The organism is Candidatus Eisenbacteria bacterium (assembly GCA_016867715.1).
Classification (GTDB): Bacteria; Orphanbacterota; Orphanbacteria; order Orphanbacterales; family Orphanbacteraceae; genus VGIW01.
This window is the reverse complement of sequence record VGIW01000001.1, coordinates 78,475-100,000: the sequence shown is the minus strand read 5'-3', so window position 1 is coordinate 100,000 and position 21,526 is coordinate 78,475. Positions and strand designations below refer to the sequence as shown.

The following is a 21,526-nucleotide window of genomic DNA, read 5'->3' as shown; positions in this document are numbered from 1 at the left end:
CCCCTCGAGCTAGTCGATCGTTCCGAAGATCACGTAGCCGGCGTCGCCGTTCTTGCTCGTCACCTCGACGGTGATCGTGGCGCCGACCGGCGGATCGGTTTCGTTCGCGCTGTCGTCGGTGAGACGCACCCAGAACTGCGTGTATCCGGGCGACTGCGTGTCCGGAAGCGTGACCTTCGTGTTCCCGACCAGCGTGCCGCCGCTCGATGTGATCTCGATCGACGTTCCCGACACGAGCGGGTTTCCGCACGCGTCGTGGACGAAGACGACGAGATCCACATAGCCTCCGTTCGGGACCGCGAACGACGAAGGCGACGCCGAGATCACGGTCGGTCCCGTGAAGAGAACGCTCATCCGCGCCTCGATCGTCTGGTTCAAACCGTTTACGGTTCGAGCGGTCACCGGCACCAGCCCGCCCTCGGCGCACGTCGGGAGCGGCGCGGCCGAATAGAGAATCGACTGCGCGCGTCCGGTCGTGTCCGTCACCGCCGAACCGAGGATGCCGCCGAACTGCGACGTGAAGTAGACCGCAGTCCCCGGCTGCACCGGGTTCCCGTGGATGTCATAGACGAACGCGGTCACCTTGTCCTCGATGCCGAAGCGAAGGAGCCCTTCGATGTTCACCTTCTCCGCGGCGATGCTGAAGTGATCCGCGTCCGGAGGCCCGCTCCGGATCGCGAGGCTGACCACTCCCGAGGCGGCCGAGCCGGAGGTCGCGCGCACCTTCACAACGCCGCTCGCCGTCCCGCTCCGGACGGTCGTCGTGACGCGTCCGGTCGCGTCGGTCGTGTCGGCCGCGCGAGAGAGAGAAGCACCTCCGCCCGGCGAGGCGACGATTTGGAACGCGACCGATGTCGGGTTCCCCTCGCGCATCGGACGGCCCGCGGAATCCCGCACCTCAAAGACGAGAATCGAGGTTTCGTCGCCGCCGACCCCCGCCACAGCGATCGAGCTATCCTCCACCGAGACCAACACGATGCTCGCGGGCGCGGCCCCCGTTCCCCCGTGATCGATCGCAAGACACCCGATCACCCCGCTCGCCGCGCGAACCTCGACGGCGAAGCTCGGGAAGCTCGCGAACTCGTCGTACGGCGCGGTCAGACAGGCGTATGCGATCCCCGCTTGCGCGGTCCCCGATCCGCAGGAGGGGGTGTTCCCCACGACGACCGCCCCATCGATCTGCATCGCCTCCGGAACGACCGCCGATCCGCACGCGCCGGAGACCACGCTCACGGTCACCGGCGTCCCCGCCGTCACCGGGTTCGCGTACGCGTCGCGAACGGCCGCGCTGATCACGTAGCCCCAGAGACCGCCTCCGGCGTAGGTCGCCGTGAGCGAATCGATGCCGATGACCGCGGACAGAGGAGGCCCCGAGGCAATCGCCACGGAGGTCGTCGCCACGACGCCGCCTCCGACGCGCGCCTCCACCGAAACCAAACCGCTCTCCGTCCCCGCGGTGAGCGTCGCCCGCGCACGGCCGCCGACGATCGGAACCGTGATCGCGCTTCCCGATCCGGAAGCCGGCCAGACGAGAACCTCGCCGCCGCCGGGACCATTCAGGATGCGAAAGTCGACGTCCCAACCGGCGTCGATCGTATCCCCCGCCTCGTCCAGCGCGATCGCCGTGAGGAGGACGCTCTCGCTTCCTCCAAGACCGGCGACTTGAATGCTCGATGCGGCCGGGAAGAGAGAGAGCGCGTTCGGAACCCTCGTTCCCGCCGGGTAGAATGGGAACGTCGCGGACACGGCGAGGTTCCCGTGCTCCGCCGTCACCGAGGCCTCCGCGGTGTCGTTCGTCTCCGCGCTCGTGAGCCACGCCGACGCGATGCCGTTCGTGTCGGTGATCCCCTCTTCCGTGATCACGCCGAGCGTCGTCGAGAACGCGACCGTTCGACCCACGACCGGGTTGTTCGATTCGTTAAGAAGCCGTGTCGAGACCTTCGCTCGGCTCCTTCCATCCGCGACGAGGAATCGGGGCTCGAAGGCGAGCGCCGTCAGACGGAGGGGCTCTTCCACCGGTCGGTTGAACTGCACCGACTTCTCAACGGAGAGAGATCCGAACCAGGCGTGCACGGTGGCAGTTCCGGACGAGTCCCCGCTCGTCAACGGAACGGCCACTTCTCCCGAGGCGTCGGTGACGGCGCGCGAGGGAATGACGCCGAGATCGGTCTCGAAGCGAACCTGCAAGCCCTCGACCGGGTTGTTGCTCCGGTTCAGGATCCGCGTCGAGATCATCGACTGGGCGCCCCCGACGAGGATCGCGCTCGGGGTCGCCTTGAGCGGAAGAAGCTGGAGCGGCGTGAACTCGATCGAGGTCGAATCGCGGAGCGTTTCCACGATCGCGACGATCTTCGCGGTCCCCGCGTAGATCCCGCTCACAAGGGTCGCCGACGCGGTCCCGCTCGCGTTCGTGCGCGCGGAAGACGCGATCGATCCGAGATCGCTTCCGAAAGAGACCTCGAGATTCTCCACCGGCACCTTGCTCACCGTCTCGGCGACGCGGCATCGAACGAGAGTCGTGTCGAAGCCGGACGCGACGAGCTCGCTCTCGTCGGCGGCGAGGGAGAGCGTGATCCCGCGGAAGGAGACGACGGCGACCCCGACGACTTCCGTTCCGCCGGCGTCGGGCGCGCCGATGTCCTCGGACTCGACGGTCGCGCGGACCTCGGCCTGGACGTCCGTCCGACTGGCGGGCGCGGTGAGGTGAACGAGGACGTTGCCGGACGAGTCGGTGAGCGCGAGCGCCGGGATCGACCCGGCGGTCGCCGCGAAGATGACCGGCACTTCCGCCGCCGCCCGGCCGTCGACGCGGTAGACCCGTGCGGCGACCGACACCTTCGTGCGGCCGTCCGCCACCGCGGAGCTCGCTCCCACGACGAGCTCGTTCGCTCCGAGAAGGATCTTCGCCTCTGCTTGGAACGATCCGATCGACGCGACAACCGTCGCCGTTCCCTTTTCGTTTCCGCTTCGGAAGACGGCCCTCGCGACCCCGGCCGTGTCGCTCCGCGCGACGCGATCGATTGTCCCGAGGTCGCTCGCGAACGCCACATCGACGCCGTCCACCGGGTTTCCCTCGCTGTCGACCACGTACACCGTGATCGTCGATTCCCTCCCGCCGAGACCCACCATGCTCGGGTCGGCCGAGATCGCGTACAGGAACGCGTTCGGCAGATCGGTCGGCTCGAAGGGACGCAGCGATCCCTTGTTCTCGCATCCGGCCGGCAGAAGAAGCAGGCCGGCAAGAAGCACGATTCCGAAAAGAGCGCTCGATCGACCGAGGAGTCCGTTCATCGCTGCTCCGCCTCCGACGTCTCGCTCCCGCTCACGAGGTCCTCGGGATCCATGATTCTCGGGGTGACGAAGATGAGCAACTCCCGCTGCTCCTCGACCTCCGAGCTGGAGCTGAAGAGATGACCGAGAAGAGGGATATCCCTGAGGAACGGGATTCCGTAGCCGGCCTCGGAGGTGTTCGAGCGGATCAAGCCTCCGATCACCGCGGTCTGGCCGTTCTCCACCATCACGCGCGTGGAGGCCTCGCTGGTGACGATGATGATCCCGCCCTGCACCGTCGCCTGAGAGGAGAGATCGCTCACCTCCGGATGGAGGTCGAGGGTCACGTTCCCGTTCGCGTGAATGTGCGGCGTCACCGTCATCTGGATTCCGATCGTCGTGAGCTCGGTGATCGGGTTCCCCGACGGGTCCGAAACGATGAGCGGGATCTTCTTGCCGACGAGGATCCATGCTTCTTGATTGTCGAGCGTCGTGATCCGCGGGTTCGAGATGATCCGCGCCTTGTTCTGTGTGGCGAGCGCCGTGAGGGTCGCGTCGAGGCTCCCTCCGGGCCCGACCGTTCCGACCGAGAAGGTCCCGGCGCGCGCCGGGCTCGCCGCGTTGACCGCTACGTCCGCCGTTGCGTCGATCGCCGGGTTGTTCAACCCCGAGGCGAGCCACTCGATGCCGAGCTCCCGCGAGACCTTCGCGTCGAGATCGACGAGCTTCGCCACGATCTCGACCTGCTTCGTCTCCAGATCCAGCTCTCGAACCAGCTCGCCGATGCGATCGAGGTTGAGATCGATGTCCTTCACGAGGAGGGCGTTCGTTCGTTCGTCCACGTGGACTTGTCCTCTCTGAGAGAGGATCGTCTCGACGGCGTCCTTGAGTTCCTCCGCCTTCGCGAAGTTCACGGGAAAGACGCGGGTTCGGAGAGGAAGGAGATCTTCCCTTCTTCTTTCGGCCGCCTCCTTTTCCACGTCCTCGTTCTGGAGGTTCTTGATCGTCGTGACGCGGATGATCCCCTCCGCGTCCTCCTTCCACCCGTATCCGTTCGCCCTAAGCACGACGTCGAGGGCGCTCCGCCACGGAACGGAGAGGATGCGAACGGTCACGAGCCCCGTTACCTCCGGGCCGGCGACGATGTTCCTTCCGCTGAAGTCCGCGATCGTCCGAAGCACCGTTGCGATCTCGGCCTTTTGCACATCAAGCGAGAGAATGCCCGGCTCCTCGTACGGGTCCGCGGCGAGGACCGGCGAGAGGAGCAGGAACAGGCCCGAGATCCCGACGACCGCGAGGAGGCCTCGCCCCCCGACCGCCGCGCGCGCTCTCCGCGCGCCGCCCGCATCCATGCTCATCACTGCTCCTCCTTGGGCGCCTCGAGACGGAGGGTGAACCGGGTCATCTCTCCGTACCGCACGTGCGCGAAGGTGATGGAGTTCTCCGTTATGTCGGTCACACGCCCGCCGTCCTTCGTCCACTCCCCGACGCGGTAGAGGTAACTCTTGCGGGCAGGATCCTCGAGAAGCGCGACCCGCTCTCCGTTCCAAGCGACGCCGACGAGCGTGAGCCGGTAGACGCTGAACTGTGTCTCGTCGTCTTGCTCGCCGTCGATCGTCACGAGCGGGACCATCGGATCGCGAAGGCCGAACGTCCGATACGAGGGAAGGTCGGGCCGGCGGCCTTCTATCTCCTGCTCAAGAGGCGTGACGAGATCGACCGCCGGAAGCTCCTCGGGGGGCGCGGGCTCCTCCGACGGTTCGCCTTCGGGGACCGAAGGAAGACCCGCCTGCTCGATCGACGGCGCCCCGGGATGCGCGGCGACTCGGACCCGAGCGCTCAGGACAGCCGTTTCGTCTTCCGGCGACACATTCCGGTACGCCACGGCGCGGACGACCTGGCGCACCACCCAGCCGGCTCCCCCGCCGGCGGCGCCCGCCAGATGCGGCCCCGCGAACGCAATCCCCAAGAGAACGGCCGCCGCCGAAGCGAGAAGCGCCGTCCTTCTCTTACTCGTTCGGAACGTTTTCATCGTGCTGCGAAGGTTCATTTCGCAACGACTCCGGAGCCCCTCCGGGGCTCGGTCGGACCACGGCTTGATCCGCGCGACCGGCCGGCACGGTGAACGCGGAAACGATCATCTCCCCTTGCACGACCTGCTCCGCTTCGTCGGTTCGATGCGCCTTAAGGGCGATCCCGGACACATGAACGATCCGGTCGAGATTAACGAGGTTCCCGAGGAACGAACCGATCCCGTGGTAGCCTCCTTCGACCCGAACGCGGACCGGATGCTCGTCGTAGATTCCCCGGCTCGAGACCTCTTGCGGCTCGAACAGGAGGAAACGGACGCCCGCGCGCTCTCCCGAGAGCGTGACGCGGCGAAGAAGCGAGGCGATGTCCTTCTTCTCCGGCAGGTGGCTCATCGCGATCTTCCAACGGCCGTGCAGCTCCGCGAGCTCCGCCTCCAGCTTGGGGAGGTCCGCCGCGGCGCGGCGCGCCTCCTCCACCCGGAGCGCGAGATGCTCGTACCGCTTCTCCTTCTCCTGGATCGCCGTCTTCTTCGGCATGTAGAAGAACGGAAGGTACGAGGTGAAGAAGAAGAGGTAGTTCAGCCCGAGGAAGAGGATCACCACGAGCGCGATCTTCTGCGAGCTTCGGTCGCGGATGTCGATCTTCTTCATCGGCCCCTAGCCTCCGTGCACCCGAACCGGGAGAGCCGCCAGGCCCTGTTCCGTCTCGTCCGGAAGCACCGGCGACCCACGCACGACGAGGGAGAACTCCACCACCTTCGTCTCGCCGATCCGGTTCTCCTTCGTGAGGTCGAGGTCGACGACCGTGAAGATCTCGCTCTCCTCGAGGCGGTCGATGAAGTCGGAGACGATCAGGTTGGAGAACGTGTTCCCCTTGACGGCGATCTCGAGGCTGTCCCCGAGCACCTCCTCCATCCTCTCGATCCAAAGGAAGCGCGGAACGCTGCGGGCCAGCGTCTCGAGGAGAACCACGGGCAACCGCCTCGAATCATCCAGCTCATCCATCGCGGCGAGGCGGCTTTCGAGCTCGGCCTTCTCGCGCGTCATCGTGTCGATCTTCTGAAGAGCCGGGGCGTAGTGCGCCATCGCCGCCTCCTCCTGCTGGATGAGCTCGTCCAACACGATCGACCGGTGGTTCTGCACCATCACGACGGCGAGGAGGAGAAACGCATAGAAGACCGGCCCAACGACGGCCGCGATCAGGAGCCAGTTGGGTCTCGCCGATTGGATCGTGACCCGCTCTTCGCGCGGGATCAGGTTGATCCGAATCATCCGTGCTCCTTCTTCACCGAAGCGCCAGCCCGACGGCGACCATCAGCGAGGGGCCGACTTCTTCCCTCTCGCCTTCGCGAAAGAGCGCCTCGTCGAAATCGAGGGATCGGAACGGATCGGCGACCTCCACCGGGACCCCGAGCCGGTTCGCAACGTATCCATGCAAACCGGGAAGCAACGCGCCGCCCCCCGAGAGAAGGGCTCGCGAGATCTCCGCCGACCCGGATACGCCTCTCAGGTACGAGAGGGATCGCTCCACCCCAAGGAGAAGGTCCTGGCCCACCGTGTCCAGGATCGGTCCGATCCGCTCCCGGTCCTCTTCGCGCGTGCTTCTGGCGATCTTCTCCGCCTCGTCGCGGTCCACGCTGAGCATGCGCTGAATCTCATCCGCGAACGCGTTCCCGGCGACCGAGAGGTCGCGCGTGAAGAGGGGCGCTCCTCCCGTGAGAAGGCTCACGTTCGTGACCGACGCCCCGACGTTGAGGAGAAGCACCTTCTCGCTCTTGTCCGTCTCGTAGTTCGCCTCGAACGCGTTCTGCACCGCGAGGGAGTCGACGTCCACGATCACCGGGACGAGGCCCGCGTCGCGAAGGAGCGAAGTGTGCATTTCCACCGTCTCCTTTTTCGCCGCGACGAGGAGGACGTCCATCTTCCCCTGGCCCGTCTCCCCGAGGATCTGGAAGTCGAGGGAGACCTCATCGATCCCGTAGGTGATGTGTTGCTCCGCTTCCCAGTAGATGACCTCGCTCGCCTGCTCGGTCGTCATCGAGTCGAGCGTGATCCGCTTGACGATGACCGATCGTCCCGAGACGGCGGAGGCGACATGGCGCGAGCGCATGCCGGTCTCCCGGAGAAGATCCTGAATGCACTCGACCACGACCTCGCGGTCCATGATCTCGCCGTCCACGATCGCGTCCGGGGGAAGAGAAGCGGCTCCGTAGCGGGCGACGGTGAGACGTCCTCCCTTCCGCGAGGCTTCCACCGCCTTGATCGACCGGCTCCCGATGTCGAGGCCGACGAGCCCCGTCTCCATCTTGAGGAAAGCCTTCCAAAATCCCATGAATCCTTCCCTTCCCCCGCGGGAGCGCAATGCTCCGGTTCCCCCTGAGGATCGGCCGCGCGCGGTCGAACTTGACGGCCGCGCTTGGACCGCAATCATCTACGGAATCGCCCCTCCGCAACCGCAGGTCGGCTCGACGACCACGTCGTCGTACCAGCCGTACGATGCGTCCCATGCGTACATGCAGATGTTGCCGGTCGCGATCGAGGCGTCCGTGATCACCGTCCCCGTGGCACCGTCCCAATCGATGAGAGTCCCCTCGAACCAGACGCGGAACGTGTTCCCGTAGGCGGAAACGCGGAGCGAGTAGTACTGGCCGTTGGCGATCGAGACGCTGGTCTTCTGGGCAAGGGTGATGAGGCTGCCGTTGTTCACCTTTTTCTGAAACACGATGCGGCTGTAGTACGGCTGGATGAGTAGGAGGTAGTAGTTCCCGGTGTCCCGGTAGCGGACGTAATAGCCGGCCCTCCGGTTCATCCTCGTCCCCTCGACCTTCACCCGAGCGGACGCTGTGTAGTCGCCGCGGGAGAAGCCGAGGGCGTCGGGCGTGATCCTCCCGTCGCTCGACGTCCGGAGCTGGTTGGAGACGACCCGCCAGTTCGATCCGGTCCTCGGCGTCCAACCCGCGGGCGGTCCGTCCGCCTGCGTGAACGTCTCGGAGAAGAGGCGCGCGCACGGCGAGAGAGAGATCGTGCACATCCCGTCCTCGGTCTCGTACGTGAGGTTGATCACGGACCCTGTCGCGGCAGCGCTGAAGACGAGGATCATCTCCTTCGGCCGGCCGAAGTCGTCGTCCGGGGTGAGCGAGAAGTCATTGATGTCGATCTTCGAGGGAGAGCTCTGCGGCCCGCTCGGGCCCGCGCCCGCGGTCCCGTCGTGCTTCCAGATCGCCGTCCCCCCGAGGAGAACCTCGAGGAGCGATGCTCCCCCGCTCCAATCCGCTTGGATCTCCTCGACCGCCACGCTCGTCGATCCTTCGTTCCCGATCTGGAAGCGCACCCGTTCCTGCGACGCGCCCTCGGCGATTTCCGTGATGCACGCCTTCTCGATCTCGCACGTCCCGCATTGCGTAAGCTCGTTCCTCTCCGGCGAAAGCGCGCTCTCGAGACGCGGGCTGCACACGTCCACGCACGAGACCGCGAAGTAGTAGCGAGTGCACGGCTCGAGGGTCGTCAGAACGAAGAAGCCAGTGCTCGAGTCGATGTGCGCCGCCGAGGCGTCCACGAAGACCGGCGAGGATCCTTCAGCGGCCTCGGTCCCGTTGTACTGACCTGCCGCACGTCCGTAGTAGACCAAGTAGCCGTCGAGGTCGCAGTCCGCGCGGTTCGCCGGCCAGGTGAGCTCCATCCGCCTGTCGCCGGAGACGAGAGCGAGACCGGCCGGTGCGGCGGGAACGTACTCGTTGCAAGGCGCGGATGTTCGCGCCGCCGCCTCACGCCCGCCGCACAAGACCCCGAGCGTGCCGCAGTTGTCGATCGCCGCCACGTTCACGTAGTACGTGGCGCAATCCTGGAGCCCGCTCAAGGTCTTCTCGAGAACGCCCGCGGCCCCGCTCACCGAGTCTGAGTACGCCCCGGGTACCAACGAGTAGAAGATCCGATAACCCGCGATGTCCGATTCAAGAAGAGGGGTCGCGTCGGCGCGCGTCGTCGGGCGCGACCACCTCGCCACGATCTGACCCGCGACCGCCCCCTCCTCGGCCTCGACCGACGGAGGGCATGAGGGGCGAGCCGGAAGCGAGAAGGCCACCTCGCCCGATCCCGGACCTTCCCATCCGCAGGCCTTCGCGGTCGCCCGGTAGTAGTACGTCACGCACGAGTCGGAAACGAGATCGGTGTAGGTGGTGTCGACGAGGTCGGCGGCGATCCGGTTCCCCGAGACGAGCGCGACCCCGGGAGACGTTCCTCGATAGACGCTGTATCGTACTTCGGCGGTGATCGTGTTCCCGAGCGTGTCCTCCAGGACGCGGGACCACGCGAGCGAGATCGCCCCGATCCCGCCGCTTCCGGCGATCGACGAGGGGGCGCGCGGGGGAGCCGATGCCCCGACGTTTCCCTGGCGCGCGCAGAGCGCGCTCTCCACGCCGGCCGTGCTCGTCGCGGTCACACCGACATAGTAGGAGAGGCCCGCGATCAGGCTCTTCACTGTCCAAATGTTCACGTTGCGGGCCAGCCTCGTATCCAAGTTCATCGAATCGAGGCGCGTTCCAAAGTAGACGGAGAAGTGGGCGATGTCGTTGAAGGCGAGCGCGCTCCCGTCTGTGTTTTGCGTCGGAGTCGTCCAGGGAATCGTCAGCGACTCGCAGTTCGGGCTTGTCAGGGAGCCGCACCCGGGCGGGTTCGGCCTGGGCATCGGCGGGGTGAACGGGAGGTTCCGCGGATAGACGATCGAGGTCACGATCACGTCCTGGTAGCCGACCTCCCTCCGCGCGCGTGCGGTTTGGGCCGTGAGGGCGACCTCGACCTCTCCGATGTGCTCGGGTTGTCCGATCGGGAAGGTCATCGGCGTGCCGTCCCGGTCGTAGTAGAAGAACGTGAGCCCGCTGTCCGAGATCCCGTAGGCGATCGGACCGGCGAGGACCTGCGTCCCCGACGTGTCCCAGACGACCCGCTCGATCAGACGGTCGCTCGGGTTCGCGGTCCCCGAATCGAGGGTCGGCGTCAGATGGATCGAGACGATCTCCGCGCCCGGGATCGTGTCGTAGAGATCCGCGACGAAAACGATCGAGTCGATTCCGGCGAAGATGACTGAAGGCTGCGTCGCGTCTTTCCTGTAGCTGATCTGGCGAAGGTCGGTGGTGATCTCTCCGATCGCCGCGCGCGCGTTCTCCTGCGCCTCGACGAGATCCCTTTGCGTCTCAAAAGCATTCTGCGCTCTCACCAGCATCTGATACGAGAAGGCGGAAACCGCGGCAAGGACGAAGAGCGCCACCACGATCTCGATGAGCGTGAACCCGCGTCTTCCCAGCATGGCTATCCCCTCCTCGCAAGGCGGACCCTTCCGGTCCGAATGATCTGCACCGCGAGGCTCTCCGCACGGTCGTTCCAGAAGAGGACCGTCGCGGGGGCGTCCCCGCTCGCCACCGTTCCCCGCCCCTCGAAGACGAGGTCGCGGTTCGACGGGCTCCCGCCCGCGGTCACTGAAAGAGAGATTCCCCGATCGACGAATGTCGTCTCGGGCGGATCGAGAACCCACACGCTCGCCGAATCGCTCCGCTCGGAGTAGAAGAGCCGGCGAGCGGGGTCGATCGTCAGCCGGTAGGGGACGCGCTTCCAGATCGCCTTCTGGCGACAGAGGCGCATCGTTCCAGCGATCCGGTTGGCGTTCCGATCGAGATCGGCGCGCTTCCACGTCTTCACCGCCGGGACGGCTGTCGCCGCGATCACGAGGCCGATGATGCCGACGACCACCATCAGCTCGACGAGGCTAAAGCCCCTTCGTTGATTTCTCCTCATCGTCAGTTCCTCGAGTCGTACTTTTCCGCCCACGCGAAGTCCTTCCATAGGTTGAGAGGAACCGGAAAGCACGGAGGCGGAAAGTCGGTGATGTCCATGTCGTAGTTGTAGCGGCGGGTCGGTCCGTCCGCGTCGGCGAGCACGGTCGAAGCGTTCCAAGGGTACGCGGATCCGCCGTCGTGCGTGATGATCGGGCCGTTGATGTTCATCACCCATGTCTTGTTCTGGTTCGAGGCGGTGATGATCTCGTCCCAGCCCTCGCCCGGGTTCGGATCGTGGTTCTGCGGCGACTCGCCGACGATGCCGTCCTGATCGAGATCGTAGGCGCCGGGCGGCGCCGGCGGGTGCGCGGAGAAGCTCGTGTTGTAGACGCGCCAGTTCGCGCGCACGGCCAAGAGAGCGGCGTCGACGGTGACGACGCGGCTCACGTTCCCGAAGTAGACGTAGTCGTACGCGACGAGCCCGATGTTGACCGGATCCCCCGAGTGGTCCGGAAGCCGGGTCGTCTCGTCGTAACCGGTGTGCCCGGTGAGGATGTTCCCCTCGATGAAGATGTCGTCCGTCGCGAACACGCAAAGCCCGGTCGCGCTCACGCCGTCCATCGTGCCGCGAACGAAGCCGTCCCCTTCGTAGAAGATCACGCCGTTGAAATCGGAGGCGAGCATCGGGACCCCGGTAGTCTGGTCGATCACAGGGCTTCCGTTGTAGCGGATGATCGTGTCGGACGTCACCGGATCGGGAAACGAAAAATCGAAACGCGACAGATCGATCGTGCCGTTCGTTCCGACACCGAGCGGATTCCAGCCCATATAGAGACCGATCCTTCCCCTCCCCTCGCAGTCGCACTCGCTCCCCAGCCCCTTCGCCTTGTTCCGGAGAAGCGTGAAGTCGACCGAGCTCTCGAGATCGATCGCGCTCGCCGAATCGGTGTAGCCCTTGTGGAAGACCGCGCTCGACTTGTTCGTGATGCCGTTCGTCGCGGCGACCATCTCGAGAAACACGACCTTCGAGCCGGAAGGACAGCTGCTCGGAAGACCGAGCGTCCCGCCGATGTACACCTCGCCGGTGAGCACCGCGCCGCACTCGTACGCGGTCCCGGCGCTTTCCACGAAGCGCGCGTACTTGAGGAAGGAATCGTGCTCGATCTCCGCCTCGACGAGACGGACCGCGTCGCGCGAGCGCCCCTCGGCCGCGAGAAGAAACTTGCTTCCCGAGTAGGGGGAGGCGCCGCTTCCGAGGGGCAGGTTCGACTCGCCGAAGACATCGTAGCGCCCGCCCCAGGAGAGCGTGTCCACGAGGCGGAAATCCGGATATCCGTTTCCGTTCTCGTCGTCGAACGTGATCGCCCGGTCTTGGATGTTCCTCTTCGCCATCGCGATCCCTGCTTCGGCCGCGTGAAGGGCGGCGATGCTCTCGCGGTCGTACGCCGCCACTCGCCGGTCGGTCCCCGAGAGGAGCGCGAGCGTCATCCCCATCAGCGAGAGCGCCGTGAGGAGAAGAAGGGTGAGGACGAGGGCCGAGCCCCTCTCGTTTCCGGGATTTCTTCGCGTCGTCATGGCTAGCTCCCCATCCGAACGACGTAGGTGCTCGTCTGAACGGTTCGTTCCCGCCCGCGCTCGGTCCACGAGGTCCGGATGTCGACCTCGACCAGCCCGCGCGGGAGCGCCGTGTTGTCGTTCTCGTCGAGGACCGAGACCGTCGCCCACGCGGTCGGCCCGAGGTGCTCGCGGAGGTGGACCGCCCAGTTTCGCGCTTCGGTCGGGATCGTCGATTGCTGCCGCGTGTCGATCCCGTCGAAAAGAGGCTTCACGCTTTCGAAGGGGACCGCGTGCATCCGCTCGAGGATCTCGTTTGCGGTGTTCAGGGCGATCAGATCGTGCCGCCCCTGCTTCGCGTGCTCCGACGAGGCGAGAAAGAGCTTCCCCATTCCGAGGAACGCGAACCCAAGAAGGGCGATCGCGAGGATCATCTCGATGAGCGAGAACCCGCTCCGGCCGCGAACCGTCTTCGCATGCATCGTCGGACCTCCCGCCCGTCGATCCGGGCAACTTCCATTCCCGGACCGTCGGCCCGAGGACATTCGAGCGATCGACTTTGATTCCAACGGTTTCTGTTGATCTCCTCCCCTTCTCTCGAAGGGCATTTCACCGGTTTCCTGCATCTCGTTTCCGAGGGTCGGCAAACATCTGCCGAACGGGACTAGGGCGGGCCGAGTCGCGCCGCCCGCGAGGGGGCGCCTTCGGGCGTGTGCGGCAGCGCCGTCATCCGCCCCGAACCGTCGGAGAGCCAGACGTGAAACGCCCCCTCGACGGCGACGAGATCCTCCGCCCCGCTCCCGTCGAGATCGACCGCGAGAAGATCGACCTCGGGGCCCGAGACCGGGACCGCGCAGGCGGGGCGGCCCACGGAGCCGTCCTCGTCCATCAGAAAGAACTCGAGAAGGGAACGCGCTCCTCCAGTCAGCACGGCAAGATCGCCGATCCCGTCGCCGTTCCAATCGCCGCTCACCAAGCGATGCACGCTCTTCTCCGAGATCCCCGGCAGGTCGAGCACGCGCACCGAATCCTGCCCCGAGAGACTCCAGACCAGAACGCCTGAGAGATCGACATCCGCCGCATGAAGGAGGAGAAGGAGCTCCGGCTCGCGCCTCAAGGAAGCGAAAAGAACCGCCCGTCCCGTCCCGGGAAGAAGAATGACGGTCGGATGCTCCCGGTCGAACCCTCCCCGCTCCTGGCCGCGCCACACGACGAGGTTCGATCGTTCGACCTCGAGGACTGTCGCGGCGAGATCCTCGATCCCGTCCCCGTCGGCATCGCCGAGGGCGAGGCTCGTCGGGATCCCGTCGGCCGAGGCGATCACTTCCGGCTCCGCCGATCCGCGGAGCGCGATCCGCACGATGCGGCCGTCGAGGAGTCCGAAGAAGCCCTCTCCGGGATTCGATCCTGCGGCTGCCGAGCTGGGGCGGCCGCCAAGCGGCCGGCGCGCGATCTCCAGCAGGGGTCCATCGCACTTCCAGACGATCGCCTCCCCGTCGTCGGTCGCGCCGACGATCCGCGCGTCCCCTTCGCGCGTCCGCAAAAGTAGAACCTCGCGCACCACCGACGGAGCCAGCGCCCGCTCGAGCGGTTCGAGACCGCCCGCGCCGTCCTCGGCCCAGAGCGCGACTCCCCCTTCCTCGTCAATCGAGACGATCCGCGCGAGAGAGGGGCGCGCCTCCACCGAGATCGCGGCCGACTCGACGACGGAGTCCCCGAGAAGAACCTCCACGCGCACCTTTGTTCCGGGCTTCGCGGTGAGGAGCGGCTCCTCGACGAACGCCCCGTAGCGGGGTCCTCCTCCCAGTCTCGGGAGCGAGTCGAGCGGAACCTCGGCTGTGACGCCCCCCTGGACGCACCGAATCGACGCGGGGAGCGAAAGCGGCTCGTCGGGAAGATAGAAGAACGGGAGCCGCCAGACGCCCGCGACCACCCGCTCGGGATGGGAGAGGGTCGCCTCGGCCGGGAAAGCGGCGGCCAACAAGACCAACGCAACGCATAGAACCGCGAGGGGTTTCATTCCAGACCATACTCCCTTGCTTTGGACCACAACGATCGATAGCTGATGTTCATACGCCGGGCGGCCTCGCTCTTGTTCCCTCCGCAGTCCCGAAGCACGCGCCCGATGAGATCCGCCTCGACCCGCCGCACCGTCTCGCGGACCGCGGCGTGAAGATCGGTCGCGGCGAGAGCGGAACGTTCGTCGTCGGTTCGGGAAGTTCTCGCGCGCGGAACGACGAGCTCGGCCGGGATCGTGTCTCCCTCGACGAGGATGACCGCGCGCTCGAGCACGTTCCGGAGCTCCCGAACGTTCCCCGGCCAGTCGTACTCCTCGAGAGCGCGGAGCGCGTCCGCCGAGAGAGCGATCCGGTCTCTCCGCATCTCGGCGGCGAACCGCGCGAGGAAATGCCCCGCGAGAAGGGCGATGTCCTCTCTCCTCTCCCGAAGCGGCGGAATCCGGACCGGAAAGACGTTGAGGCGATAGAAGAGATCCTCTCGGAAGCAGCCGGCGCGCACCTCATCCTCAAGAACCCGGTTCGTAGCGGTGATGAGGCGGACATCCGCTCGGATCGCGCGCGACCCGCCGATCCGCTCAACCGTCTTTCCTTCGAGCACTCGAAGCAGTTTCGATTGGAGCGGAAGCGAGAGCTCGCCGATCTCGTCGAAGAAGATCGTGCCCCCGTCGGCGAGCTCGAACTTCCCGACCCGCAGCCGGTCCGCGCCGGTGTACGCTCCCTTCTCGGCGCCGAAGAGCTCCGCCTCGACCAGCTCGCGGGGAATCGCGGCGCAATTCACCGCGACGAGCGGATGCCCGGCGCGCGCGCTCGAGAGGTGAATTCTTCGGGCGAAGAGCTCCTTGCCTGTTCCGCTTTCGCCTGAGAGAAGCACCGCGGCGTCGCTCGGCGCGACCCTGTCGGCAAGATCGAGGACCTTCCGAATCGCCGCGCTCTTGCCGACGATCGCCGGAGGCGCCTCGGCCGAGGAGAACCCGCGATTCCGGATCTCGAGCGTCCGCCGCTCCGCCGCGCGCCGGACGAGAAGGAGAAGGCGCTCCGGATCGACCGGCTTCACGACGAAGTCGTAGGCCCCTTCCTTCATCGCGCGCACCGCGTTCTCGATCGTTCCATAGGCGGTCATCACGATGACCGGCGCGAGCGGATCGCTCTCCTTCGACGCCGCCAGCACTCGAAGGCCGTCGATCCCGGGAAGGGCGAGATCGGTGAGAACGAGATCGAAGCTCTCCTCCTCGAGGCGTCGGAGAGCCTCCTCGCCGGTCGGGACCGCAACCGCCCGATATCCCTCGTCGGCGAGCGTCCCCTCGAGCATCTTGCGCGTCCCCGCGCGATCCTCCACGACGAGGATCCTCTTCTCCGTCATCGCCTCCCCTCCTCCACTTGATTCGAAGGACCGCCGGCGGCGGCGAGCGATCCGCACACGCGCGATCGATCCTCGCGCGCGGAGAGACCCGTCTCGGCCGCTTCCCGCCCCCCCGCGGGGAACGAGAGGGTAAAGGTCGTCCCTCGGAGCGCCGCGCTCTCCAGATCGACGCTTCCTCCGTGAGCGGCCATCGCCTTCTCGACGAGCGCGAGCCCGAGCCCGGTTCCTTCCGGCTTCGTCGTGAAGAAGGGAGTGAAGATCTTCGCGCGGATCTCTTCCGGGATTCCCGGACCCGTGTCGGTCACCGAGATCACGACCTGTCGGATCGGTCCGCGCACGGGCCCGTGCGCCGACGCTCGCACGGTCACCACGCCTCCCGCCGAACCCATCGCTTGCACCGCGTTCCGAACCAAGTTGCGGAGAGCCTGCGCGAGAAGAGCGCGATCGGCGCGGATCTCCGGCAGATCCGACGCCGCGGCCATTCGGACGCGAATCCCCCGCGCGCCCGCGTCCTCGACGAACGGAACGAGAACCGACCGAATGAGCTCCGCCGGGACGATGGGCTCGATCGAGAGCTCCTCGGGCTTCACGAAGAGACGAAGCTCGTGCAAGATCCTCTCCATCCTCGCCGTCTCGTTCAGGATTTCGCGGGCGAGCGGCTCGACCCGCTCGTCCCCCTCGGCGCGCCGCGCGATCAACTTCGCGAGGCCGCCGAGCGAGTGGAGAGCGTTCCGGAACTCATGGGCGATCCCCGCGGAGATCTCGCCCATCGCCGCGAGCCGTTCCTTGAGCGCGATTCTCCGGCGAAGGATCTTTCTCTCGCTCACGTCGTCCAAGAGAAACGTCGCGCCGACCGCTTGGCCGCTTTTGCCATAAAGGATCGACGTGCGAAGCTCCACGAAGAGCGGTTCCTCCCCTTCCCGGCGTGCTTCGAGCTCGACGCGGTCCTCCACCGGCTCTCCCCGCGCGACGGCGCCGAGCATCCGCGTGAAGAGATGGCCCGGCCCGAGAAGACCATCGAGAGGCTTCCCGCGCGCCTTGGAGGCGGGAATCCGAAGGATGTCGGCGGCGGCGCGGTTCAGCGAAACGATCTCGCCGCGGCGGTTGCACGCGACCACGCCGGTCTTCAGCGATTCGAGAATTCCCTGATGGTAGCGCTCGAGGAACGACGCGCGGCGCTCCGCCCTCGAGTAGAGGTCGCGAAGATCGCTCTCGCTCGCCCGAATTCCGCTCAGCATCTCCTGAACGGTTCCGAGAAGGAGCGCGGTCTCGTCGGCGCGCTGCGCCTTCCCTCGAAAGACCCGCGTGAAGCGGGCGGCCGCCCACGGGAGGAAGAAGAGAAGAAAGACTCCGGCGAGGAGAAGAAGAGGGAGAACCGCGACGAGCGACTTCACGCGCGTTCCCTCCCGTCCGTCCCGCGGCGCGAGTCCCGGAGATCGAGCCCGGCCGCCGCGGAACGCGCCTCAACCCCGCCCGACGCGTCGTCGAGGAAGTACTCGACCCCCCACGGAGAGGGGATCGCCTCCAACATCCGCGCCACGACGAGCTCCTCCAGGTTCGCCGGCGATCGTCCCCGAGCCTCGCGGAACGCCTCGACGACGATCTGCAGGACATGAAGATCGCGTCGAACTTCGCGCGCGAGAAGAAAGAGCGACCGCACTTCCCCGGTGACCGGATGGATCACGTAGCGCTCGCCGAACGGTTCGGGCGGCACGCGCGCGAGAAGGCCCGCGCGGACGAGCGCCTCCGGCGAGCGCGGGAAGATCCCCGTCCGATCGCGGAACTTCCGCGCCGCCTCCGCCAGGGCGGTCGTGTCCCGCGCCGCCTGAATCCCGAGGAGCGCCGCCTCCGCGGCCTCGCGGAAACGCTCGTTCTCCGTCGTCCGAAGAATTTCTCGCCACATCTCCTCCGACGCGTCGAGTCCCCCCCGTCTCTTCTCCGCGAACGCCGCGAAGCGCGCGACCCGCTGGTTTTCCGGGTTCAGCCGCGCCGCCCTTCGGAAGTACGAAGCCGCCCATCCGTGCTCGCCCTGGAGGAAGTGATGGAAGGCAAGATCGAAGGGAAGCTCCCATCGTTCCGGGTTCTCTAAGATCCCCTTGCGGAGGAGGGCGTACCCCGACTTCGGATCGCGGGCGTCCTCGACGACGACGAGCGCTCCGAAGCGGTACGCTTCCACGAAGTGGGGATCGAGGTCGGTGAGAACCCGGAAGACATGCGCCGCTTTGTCGAACACGAGATCCGTCTTCCGGTGCTCGCCGTAGTACTGGATCGCGCGGAGCCAGAGGATGTCGGCGAGCGCGTTATGAAAGCCGGAGGCGAGCGGCTTCAACATTCGGCCCGAGGGATAGAACGCGAGCTCCTGTTCGAGCGTCGTCGCCGCGCGCCGAGCCTCCGCGGCCGGCGCGACGAACCGGTTGAGGCCGAAGAGAAGAGTGAGAGAAACGAGAAGAGAGAGCGCGGTCTCCGCCCGGCGCGCGCGTCTCATTGGAGATCCCTTCGCCGAAAGACGACCGATGCGACGAGGAGCGATGAGACGATGATCCCGCACGCATAGGCGGTCGCCCAGAGGAGCAGCCCCGCCCCGATCGGCTTCCCATACACGGCCATCCCCTTCACGTTGAACAGCTCGAGATTCGGGAGAAGAAACGCGAGCGCTTCCGCGAGGGTTCTTCCCGCGCCGGCGGGGAGCATCGAGGCGAAGGTGCGGACATCTTCCGCGAGGTGCCCGACGAAGAAGAGGGCGAGCGTGAAAAGCCCTCCGAGCGCCGGCGAGGAGACGACCGAGAAGAGGACCGAGAACGAGGCGATCACCGCGAGCTCGACGCCGATCATGTAGATCGCGGCGACGTGCCCCGCGGCGAGCGTGCGGAGGTGGAAGTGAACCAAGAGGAGAAAGAGCGTCCCCATCGCGGCCGTGTTCAGGGCGAGCGTAAGCACGATGCCGAGATACTTCCCGATCAAGTAATCGGTCCGCCCGATCGGTCGGGCGAGAAGCGTGACGATCGTTCGTCGCTCCATCTCTCGGTGAACGAGCGAGACGCCGACGAAGACCGCGAGAAAAACCCCGATCGCCGCGATCGACGCGAGCCCGATGTCCTTCACGACCTTGTCCTGCTGCCCGGCGGCAAGCGGGCTCACCGCCACGGAGCCGCCGATGAGGAGAGCCGCGAAGAGGATCGACGCGGCGAAGACCCGGTCGCGCGTCGTTTCCTTCAGCGTGTGCAGGGCGACCTGGACGATGCGCATGCCGTTCCTTCCTACACCGGATCCCGCGCACCGGGCCTGGACAAGATGTTCTCGACGAAGAGATCCTCGAGGGTCTCGCGCCGCTTTTCCACGCGCACGATTCGTCCCCCGCGGGAGCGGAGCCGATCCCGAAGACGAGGGAGGTCCCTCTCACTTCGGAGCGTGATGAGAAGCCGCTCTCCTTCGTTCGCGATCCTCTCCGCCTCGATCGCCGCCGCGGCCACCGCTTCCGCGTCCACCCCCTCGGCGAAGACCTCGATCCGCTCGTTCCCTTCGCCGTCCGCTTCGAGGCCGATCGCCCCGTCCGTAAGGAACCCGGCGCGATCGGCGAGCTTCTCGACGTCCTCGATGATGTGCGAGGAGAAGAGGATCGTCGTCCCCCTTCGCTTGAGGTCCAAAAGAAGCTCGCGCATCTCTTTCCTTCCGACCGGATCGAGCCCGGAGAGCGGCTCGTCGAGGACAAGAACCTCCGGGTCCGCGACCAGGGCTTGCGCGAAAGCGAGGCGCTGGAGCATCCCCTTCGAGTACGTCCGGATGCGCCGCGCGCGCGCCGACTCCAAACGAACGCGCGCGAGAAGGCGGTCCGTCGCGGCGGATGCCTCCCGGGCGGAAAGCCCGGAAAGGCGCCCGTAGTAACGGACGAGCTCCTCCCCCGTGAGGTGTGGAAGAAAGTACGGATGTTCGGGAAGAAAGCCGAGCCCGCGGCGGGATTCCGGATTCGTCGATGAAATCCCCCCAATCATCGCGGAGCCGCCGTCCGCGCGCACGAGCCCGAGAAGGATCTTCATCGTCGTCGTCTTCCCCGCCCCGTTCTCACCGAGAAGCGCGTAGGTCTCCCCGCGCTCCACATGGAACGAGAGACCGCGAAGGACTTCTTTCTTGCGTCGCAGAAAGTCGCTCCGAAAAACCTTCCGGACCCCGTCGAGTCGGATCACCTCTCTACGCTCCTTCATCCTTCAAGCTGGGCCGTCCGCCGTGGTTGCGTTCTCGTTCGGCGGGTCACTCCTTCGCGCCGCATGCGCGAAGGAGCTTCCTCGCCACCCCGTCGCTCTTCGCGACGGGGAGCCCCGGCTCAGTCGTGTCGGCCACAGCCCGCTCGCGCTCCGGCCAGTCGCGCCTACGCACTTGGTGGCCTGCGCGCGAGCAGGCGCCCGTGGCCGCCACCCGCCGTGCTCTCACCGTCTGACGGCGGGAGCCGAACCCCGCGCTCCGTCTCCTTCCGGAGACGGGGGGCGGGGCAGAGCGGCGAGTTGCCGCGCGGGCCGCACCGATCCCGCTACGAACGAACACTTGGGTGAGGACCGCGGCCCGCGCGGCATGTTTGAGCAAGCGAGCCCCGCCCCTCGGCTCCGGAGCCTTCCGTTCCCACAGGATCGGATCCGTCCCTTCCTGCCGCCGCCACCCGCCATTCGAGAACGCACCCACGGCGGGTGGCTTCTCTCTCCCCGCGTATCGGCAAACATTTGCATAAGAAAAGGACCCCGCCGGGGTCCGGTGCGGATCGGTGGTGTGAGGTCGGAGGACCCCGGGCGGGATCAGACGACCGGCGACGGCCTCGGCGTCGGGCCCCTCCCGGGGCCCGACACCTTACGGCCCGCCGCCGATTAGGAGTTTTTTAGCGTGAGGATGTAGGTCGCGATGTCCTTGCCACGCGCCTCGAGAACGTAGCCGCCGACCAACGCGGTCGTCGCCGCGCACGCGCCGGACGAACCCGCCGCGGCCGCGCCCCACGCGAACGGGGTCTCGAGCCCATCGAACGGGTTCCGCGGGAAGTCGCCGCCCGCGACCCCGTCCCAATCCGGAAGCAGGCTCTCGAGGGTCGTTCCCGCGCCCCCGTAGACGCTCGCCGCGTTCACCGGATAGACGCCGTCCGACAGAACGCTGAAGTCCTCGAATCCCAGCTGTACCGTGTGCAGGTTCCCCTTCACACCCGCTTCCTTCGCGCGGCTCTGCATCGAGACGAAGTTCGGGATCGCGATCGCCGCGAGGATCCCGATGATGACCACGACGATCATCAGCTCGATCAGCGTGAAGCCCTTCTGTCCTCTCATGGTCGTACCCCCCTTCGAGCCTTCGGTTGTGGGCGGGTCCCGGGATCCGTTGTTGCTCTTCCCAAGGTGGTCTCCGGTTTTCTCAAGATCCGGGACCCGTACCCTTTTGCTCTCCGACGGGTGGATGGAGCAAAGCCCATGCCAGGCGGGGAACCGGAAAGAGCGCATGGAATCCGTTCCCATCCAACGCGTTAACGAACGAGGCCTCTCCTGCGCACGGAATGGACAG

Annotated in this window: 17 protein-coding genes; all 17 read right to left on the bottom strand. The window is 66.5% G+C overall.

The genetic code is table 11. The features are described 5' to 3' along the window. Positions 1–9: 9 nt before the first annotated feature. Complete coding sequence (locus FJY73_00395; GenBank protein ID MBM3319121.1) at positions 10–3,291, bottom strand: Ig-like domain-containing protein; 3,282 nt, start codon at positions 3,289–3,291, stop codon at positions 10–12. Next, positions 3,288–4,628 carry a hypothetical protein gene (locus FJY73_00390; protein ID MBM3319120.1) on the bottom strand — a complete coding sequence of 447 codons (1,341 nt, stop codon included), beginning with the start codon at positions 4,626–4,628 and terminating at the stop codon, positions 3,288–3,290. The genes FJY73_00395 and FJY73_00390 overlap by 4 nt, the downstream gene beginning before the upstream one ends. Beyond that, positions 4,628–5,320 carry a hypothetical protein gene (locus FJY73_00385; GenBank protein ID MBM3319119.1) on the bottom strand — a complete coding sequence of 231 codons (693 nt, stop codon included), beginning with the start codon at positions 5,318–5,320 and terminating at the stop codon, positions 4,628–4,630. The genes FJY73_00390 and FJY73_00385 overlap by 1 nt, the downstream gene beginning before the upstream one ends. Next, positions 5,280–5,951: a type 4a pilus biogenesis protein PilO gene (pilO, locus tag FJY73_00380; protein MBM3319118.1), complete on the bottom strand. Its 672-nt coding sequence runs from the start codon at positions 5,949–5,951 to the stop codon at positions 5,280–5,282. Before pilO ends, FJY73_00385 begins: the two co-directional genes overlap by 41 nt. A 6-nt stretch (positions 5,952–5,957) precedes the next feature. Next, positions 5,958–6,572, bottom strand: coding sequence for a PilN domain-containing protein (locus FJY73_00375; GenBank protein MBM3319117.1), 615 nt, complete (start codon positions 6,570–6,572; stop codon positions 5,958–5,960). A 13-nt stretch (positions 6,573–6,585) separates the two neighbouring features. Next, complete coding sequence (gene pilM / locus FJY73_00370) at positions 6,586–7,632, bottom strand: type IV pilus assembly protein PilM (protein MBM3319116.1); 1,047 nt, start codon at positions 7,630–7,632, stop codon at positions 6,586–6,588. Positions 7,633–7,731: 99 nt separating this feature from the next. Continuing rightward, complete coding sequence (locus FJY73_00365) at positions 7,732–10,602, bottom strand: prepilin-type N-terminal cleavage/methylation domain-containing protein (protein ID MBM3319115.1); 2,871 nt, start codon at positions 10,600–10,602, stop codon at positions 7,732–7,734. 2 nt (positions 10,603–10,604) lie between these two features. Further along, a complete protein-coding gene (locus tag FJY73_00360; GenBank protein ID MBM3319114.1) occupies positions 10,605–11,087 on the bottom strand; it encodes a prepilin-type N-terminal cleavage/methylation domain-containing protein in 483 nt (160 codons plus the stop codon). Between the two features lie 2 nt (positions 11,088–11,089). Continuing rightward, positions 11,090–12,643: a hypothetical protein gene (locus FJY73_00355; protein ID MBM3319113.1), complete on the bottom strand. Its 1,554-nt coding sequence runs from the start codon at positions 12,641–12,643 to the stop codon at positions 11,090–11,092. A gap of 2 nt (positions 12,644–12,645) precedes the next feature. After that, positions 12,646–13,104 (bottom strand): prepilin-type N-terminal cleavage/methylation domain-containing protein, encoded by a 459-nt coding sequence (locus FJY73_00350; protein MBM3319112.1) that lies wholly within the window; start codon positions 13,102–13,104, stop codon positions 12,646–12,648. 182 nt (positions 13,105–13,286) lie between these two features. Continuing rightward, the gene (locus FJY73_00345) at positions 13,287–14,642 is read right to left on the bottom strand and encodes a hypothetical protein (protein ID MBM3319111.1); all 1,356 of its coding nucleotides are present in this window, start codon (positions 14,640–14,642) and stop codon (positions 13,287–13,289) included. Beyond that, complete coding sequence (locus tag FJY73_00340) at positions 14,639–16,000, bottom strand: sigma-54-dependent Fis family transcriptional regulator (protein MBM3319110.1); 1,362 nt, start codon at positions 15,998–16,000, stop codon at positions 14,639–14,641. The genes FJY73_00345 and FJY73_00340 overlap by 4 nt, the downstream gene beginning before the upstream one ends. Beyond that, positions 15,997–17,394, bottom strand: coding sequence for a PAS domain-containing protein (locus tag FJY73_00335; protein ID MBM3319109.1), 1,398 nt, complete (start codon positions 17,392–17,394; stop codon positions 15,997–15,999). The genes FJY73_00340 and FJY73_00335 overlap by 4 nt, the downstream gene beginning before the upstream one ends. Continuing rightward, on the bottom strand, positions 17,391–18,485 hold the full coding sequence (locus FJY73_00330; protein MBM3319108.1) for a hypothetical protein: 1,095 nt from the start codon (positions 18,483–18,485) through the stop codon (positions 17,391–17,393). Before FJY73_00330 ends, FJY73_00335 begins: the two co-directional genes overlap by 4 nt. Next, the gene (locus FJY73_00325) at positions 18,482–19,246 is read right to left on the bottom strand and encodes an ABC transporter permease (protein MBM3319107.1); all 765 of its coding nucleotides are present in this window, start codon (positions 19,244–19,246) and stop codon (positions 18,482–18,484) included. The genes FJY73_00330 and FJY73_00325 overlap by 4 nt, the downstream gene beginning before the upstream one ends. Positions 19,247–19,257: 11 nt before the next feature. Further along, complete coding sequence (locus tag FJY73_00320; GenBank protein MBM3319106.1) at positions 19,258–20,181, bottom strand: ABC transporter ATP-binding protein; 924 nt, start codon at positions 20,179–20,181, stop codon at positions 19,258–19,260. A 669-nt stretch (positions 20,182–20,850) separates the two neighbouring features. Next, a complete protein-coding gene (locus FJY73_00315) occupies positions 20,851–21,297 on the bottom strand; it encodes a type II secretion system protein (protein MBM3319105.1) in 447 nt (148 codons plus the stop codon). Positions 21,298–21,526: the final 229 nt, after the last annotated feature.

Excerpts from the sequence above, each read along its gene's own strand:
- FJY73_00395 (MBM3319121.1), bottom strand. The coding sequence starts at position 3,291 with ATGAACGGACTCCTCGGTCGATCGAGCGCTCTTTTCGGAATCGTGCTT.
- FJY73_00390 (MBM3319120.1), bottom strand. The coding sequence starts at position 4,628 with ATGAGCATGGATGCGGGCGGCGCGCGGAGAGCGCGCGCGGCGGTCGGG.
- FJY73_00385 (MBM3319119.1), bottom strand. The coding sequence starts at position 5,320 with ATGAACCTTCGCAGCACGATGAAAACGTTCCGAACGAGTAAGAGAAGG.
- pilO (MBM3319118.1), bottom strand. The coding sequence starts at position 5,951 with ATGAAGAAGATCGACATCCGCGACCGAAGCTCGCAGAAGATCGCGCTC.
- FJY73_00375 (MBM3319117.1), bottom strand. The coding sequence starts at position 6,572 with ATGATTCGGATCAACCTGATCCCGCGCGAAGAGCGGGTCACGATCCAA.
- pilM (MBM3319116.1), bottom strand. The coding sequence starts at position 7,632 with ATGGGATTTTGGAAGGCTTTCCTCAAGATGGAGACGGGGCTCGTCGGC.
- FJY73_00365 (MBM3319115.1), bottom strand. The coding sequence starts at position 10,602 with ATGCTGGGAAGACGCGGGTTCACGCTCATCGAGATCGTGGTGGCGCTC.
- FJY73_00360 (MBM3319114.1), bottom strand. The coding sequence starts at position 11,087 with ATGAGGAGAAATCAACGAAGGGGCTTTAGCCTCGTCGAGCTGATGGTG.
- FJY73_00355 (MBM3319113.1), bottom strand. The coding sequence starts at position 12,643 with ATGACGACGCGAAGAAATCCCGGAAACGAGAGGGGCTCGGCCCTCGTC.
- FJY73_00350 (MBM3319112.1), bottom strand. The coding sequence starts at position 13,104 with ATGCATGCGAAGACGGTTCGCGGCCGGAGCGGGTTCTCGCTCATCGAG.
- FJY73_00345 (MBM3319111.1), bottom strand. The coding sequence starts at position 14,642 with ATGAAACCCCTCGCGGTTCTATGCGTTGCGTTGGTCTTGTTGGCCGCC.
- FJY73_00340 (MBM3319110.1), bottom strand. The coding sequence starts at position 16,000 with ATGACGGAGAAGAGGATCCTCGTCGTGGAGGATCGCGCGGGGACGCGC.
- FJY73_00330 (MBM3319108.1), bottom strand. The coding sequence starts at position 18,485 with ATGAGACGCGCGCGCCGGGCGGAGACCGCGCTCTCTCTTCTCGTTTCT.
- FJY73_00325 (MBM3319107.1), bottom strand. The coding sequence starts at position 19,246 with ATGCGCATCGTCCAGGTCGCCCTGCACACGCTGAAGGAAACGACGCGC.
- FJY73_00315 (MBM3319105.1), bottom strand. The coding sequence starts at position 21,297 with ATGAGAGGACAGAAGGGCTTCACGCTGATCGAGCTGATGATCGTCGTG.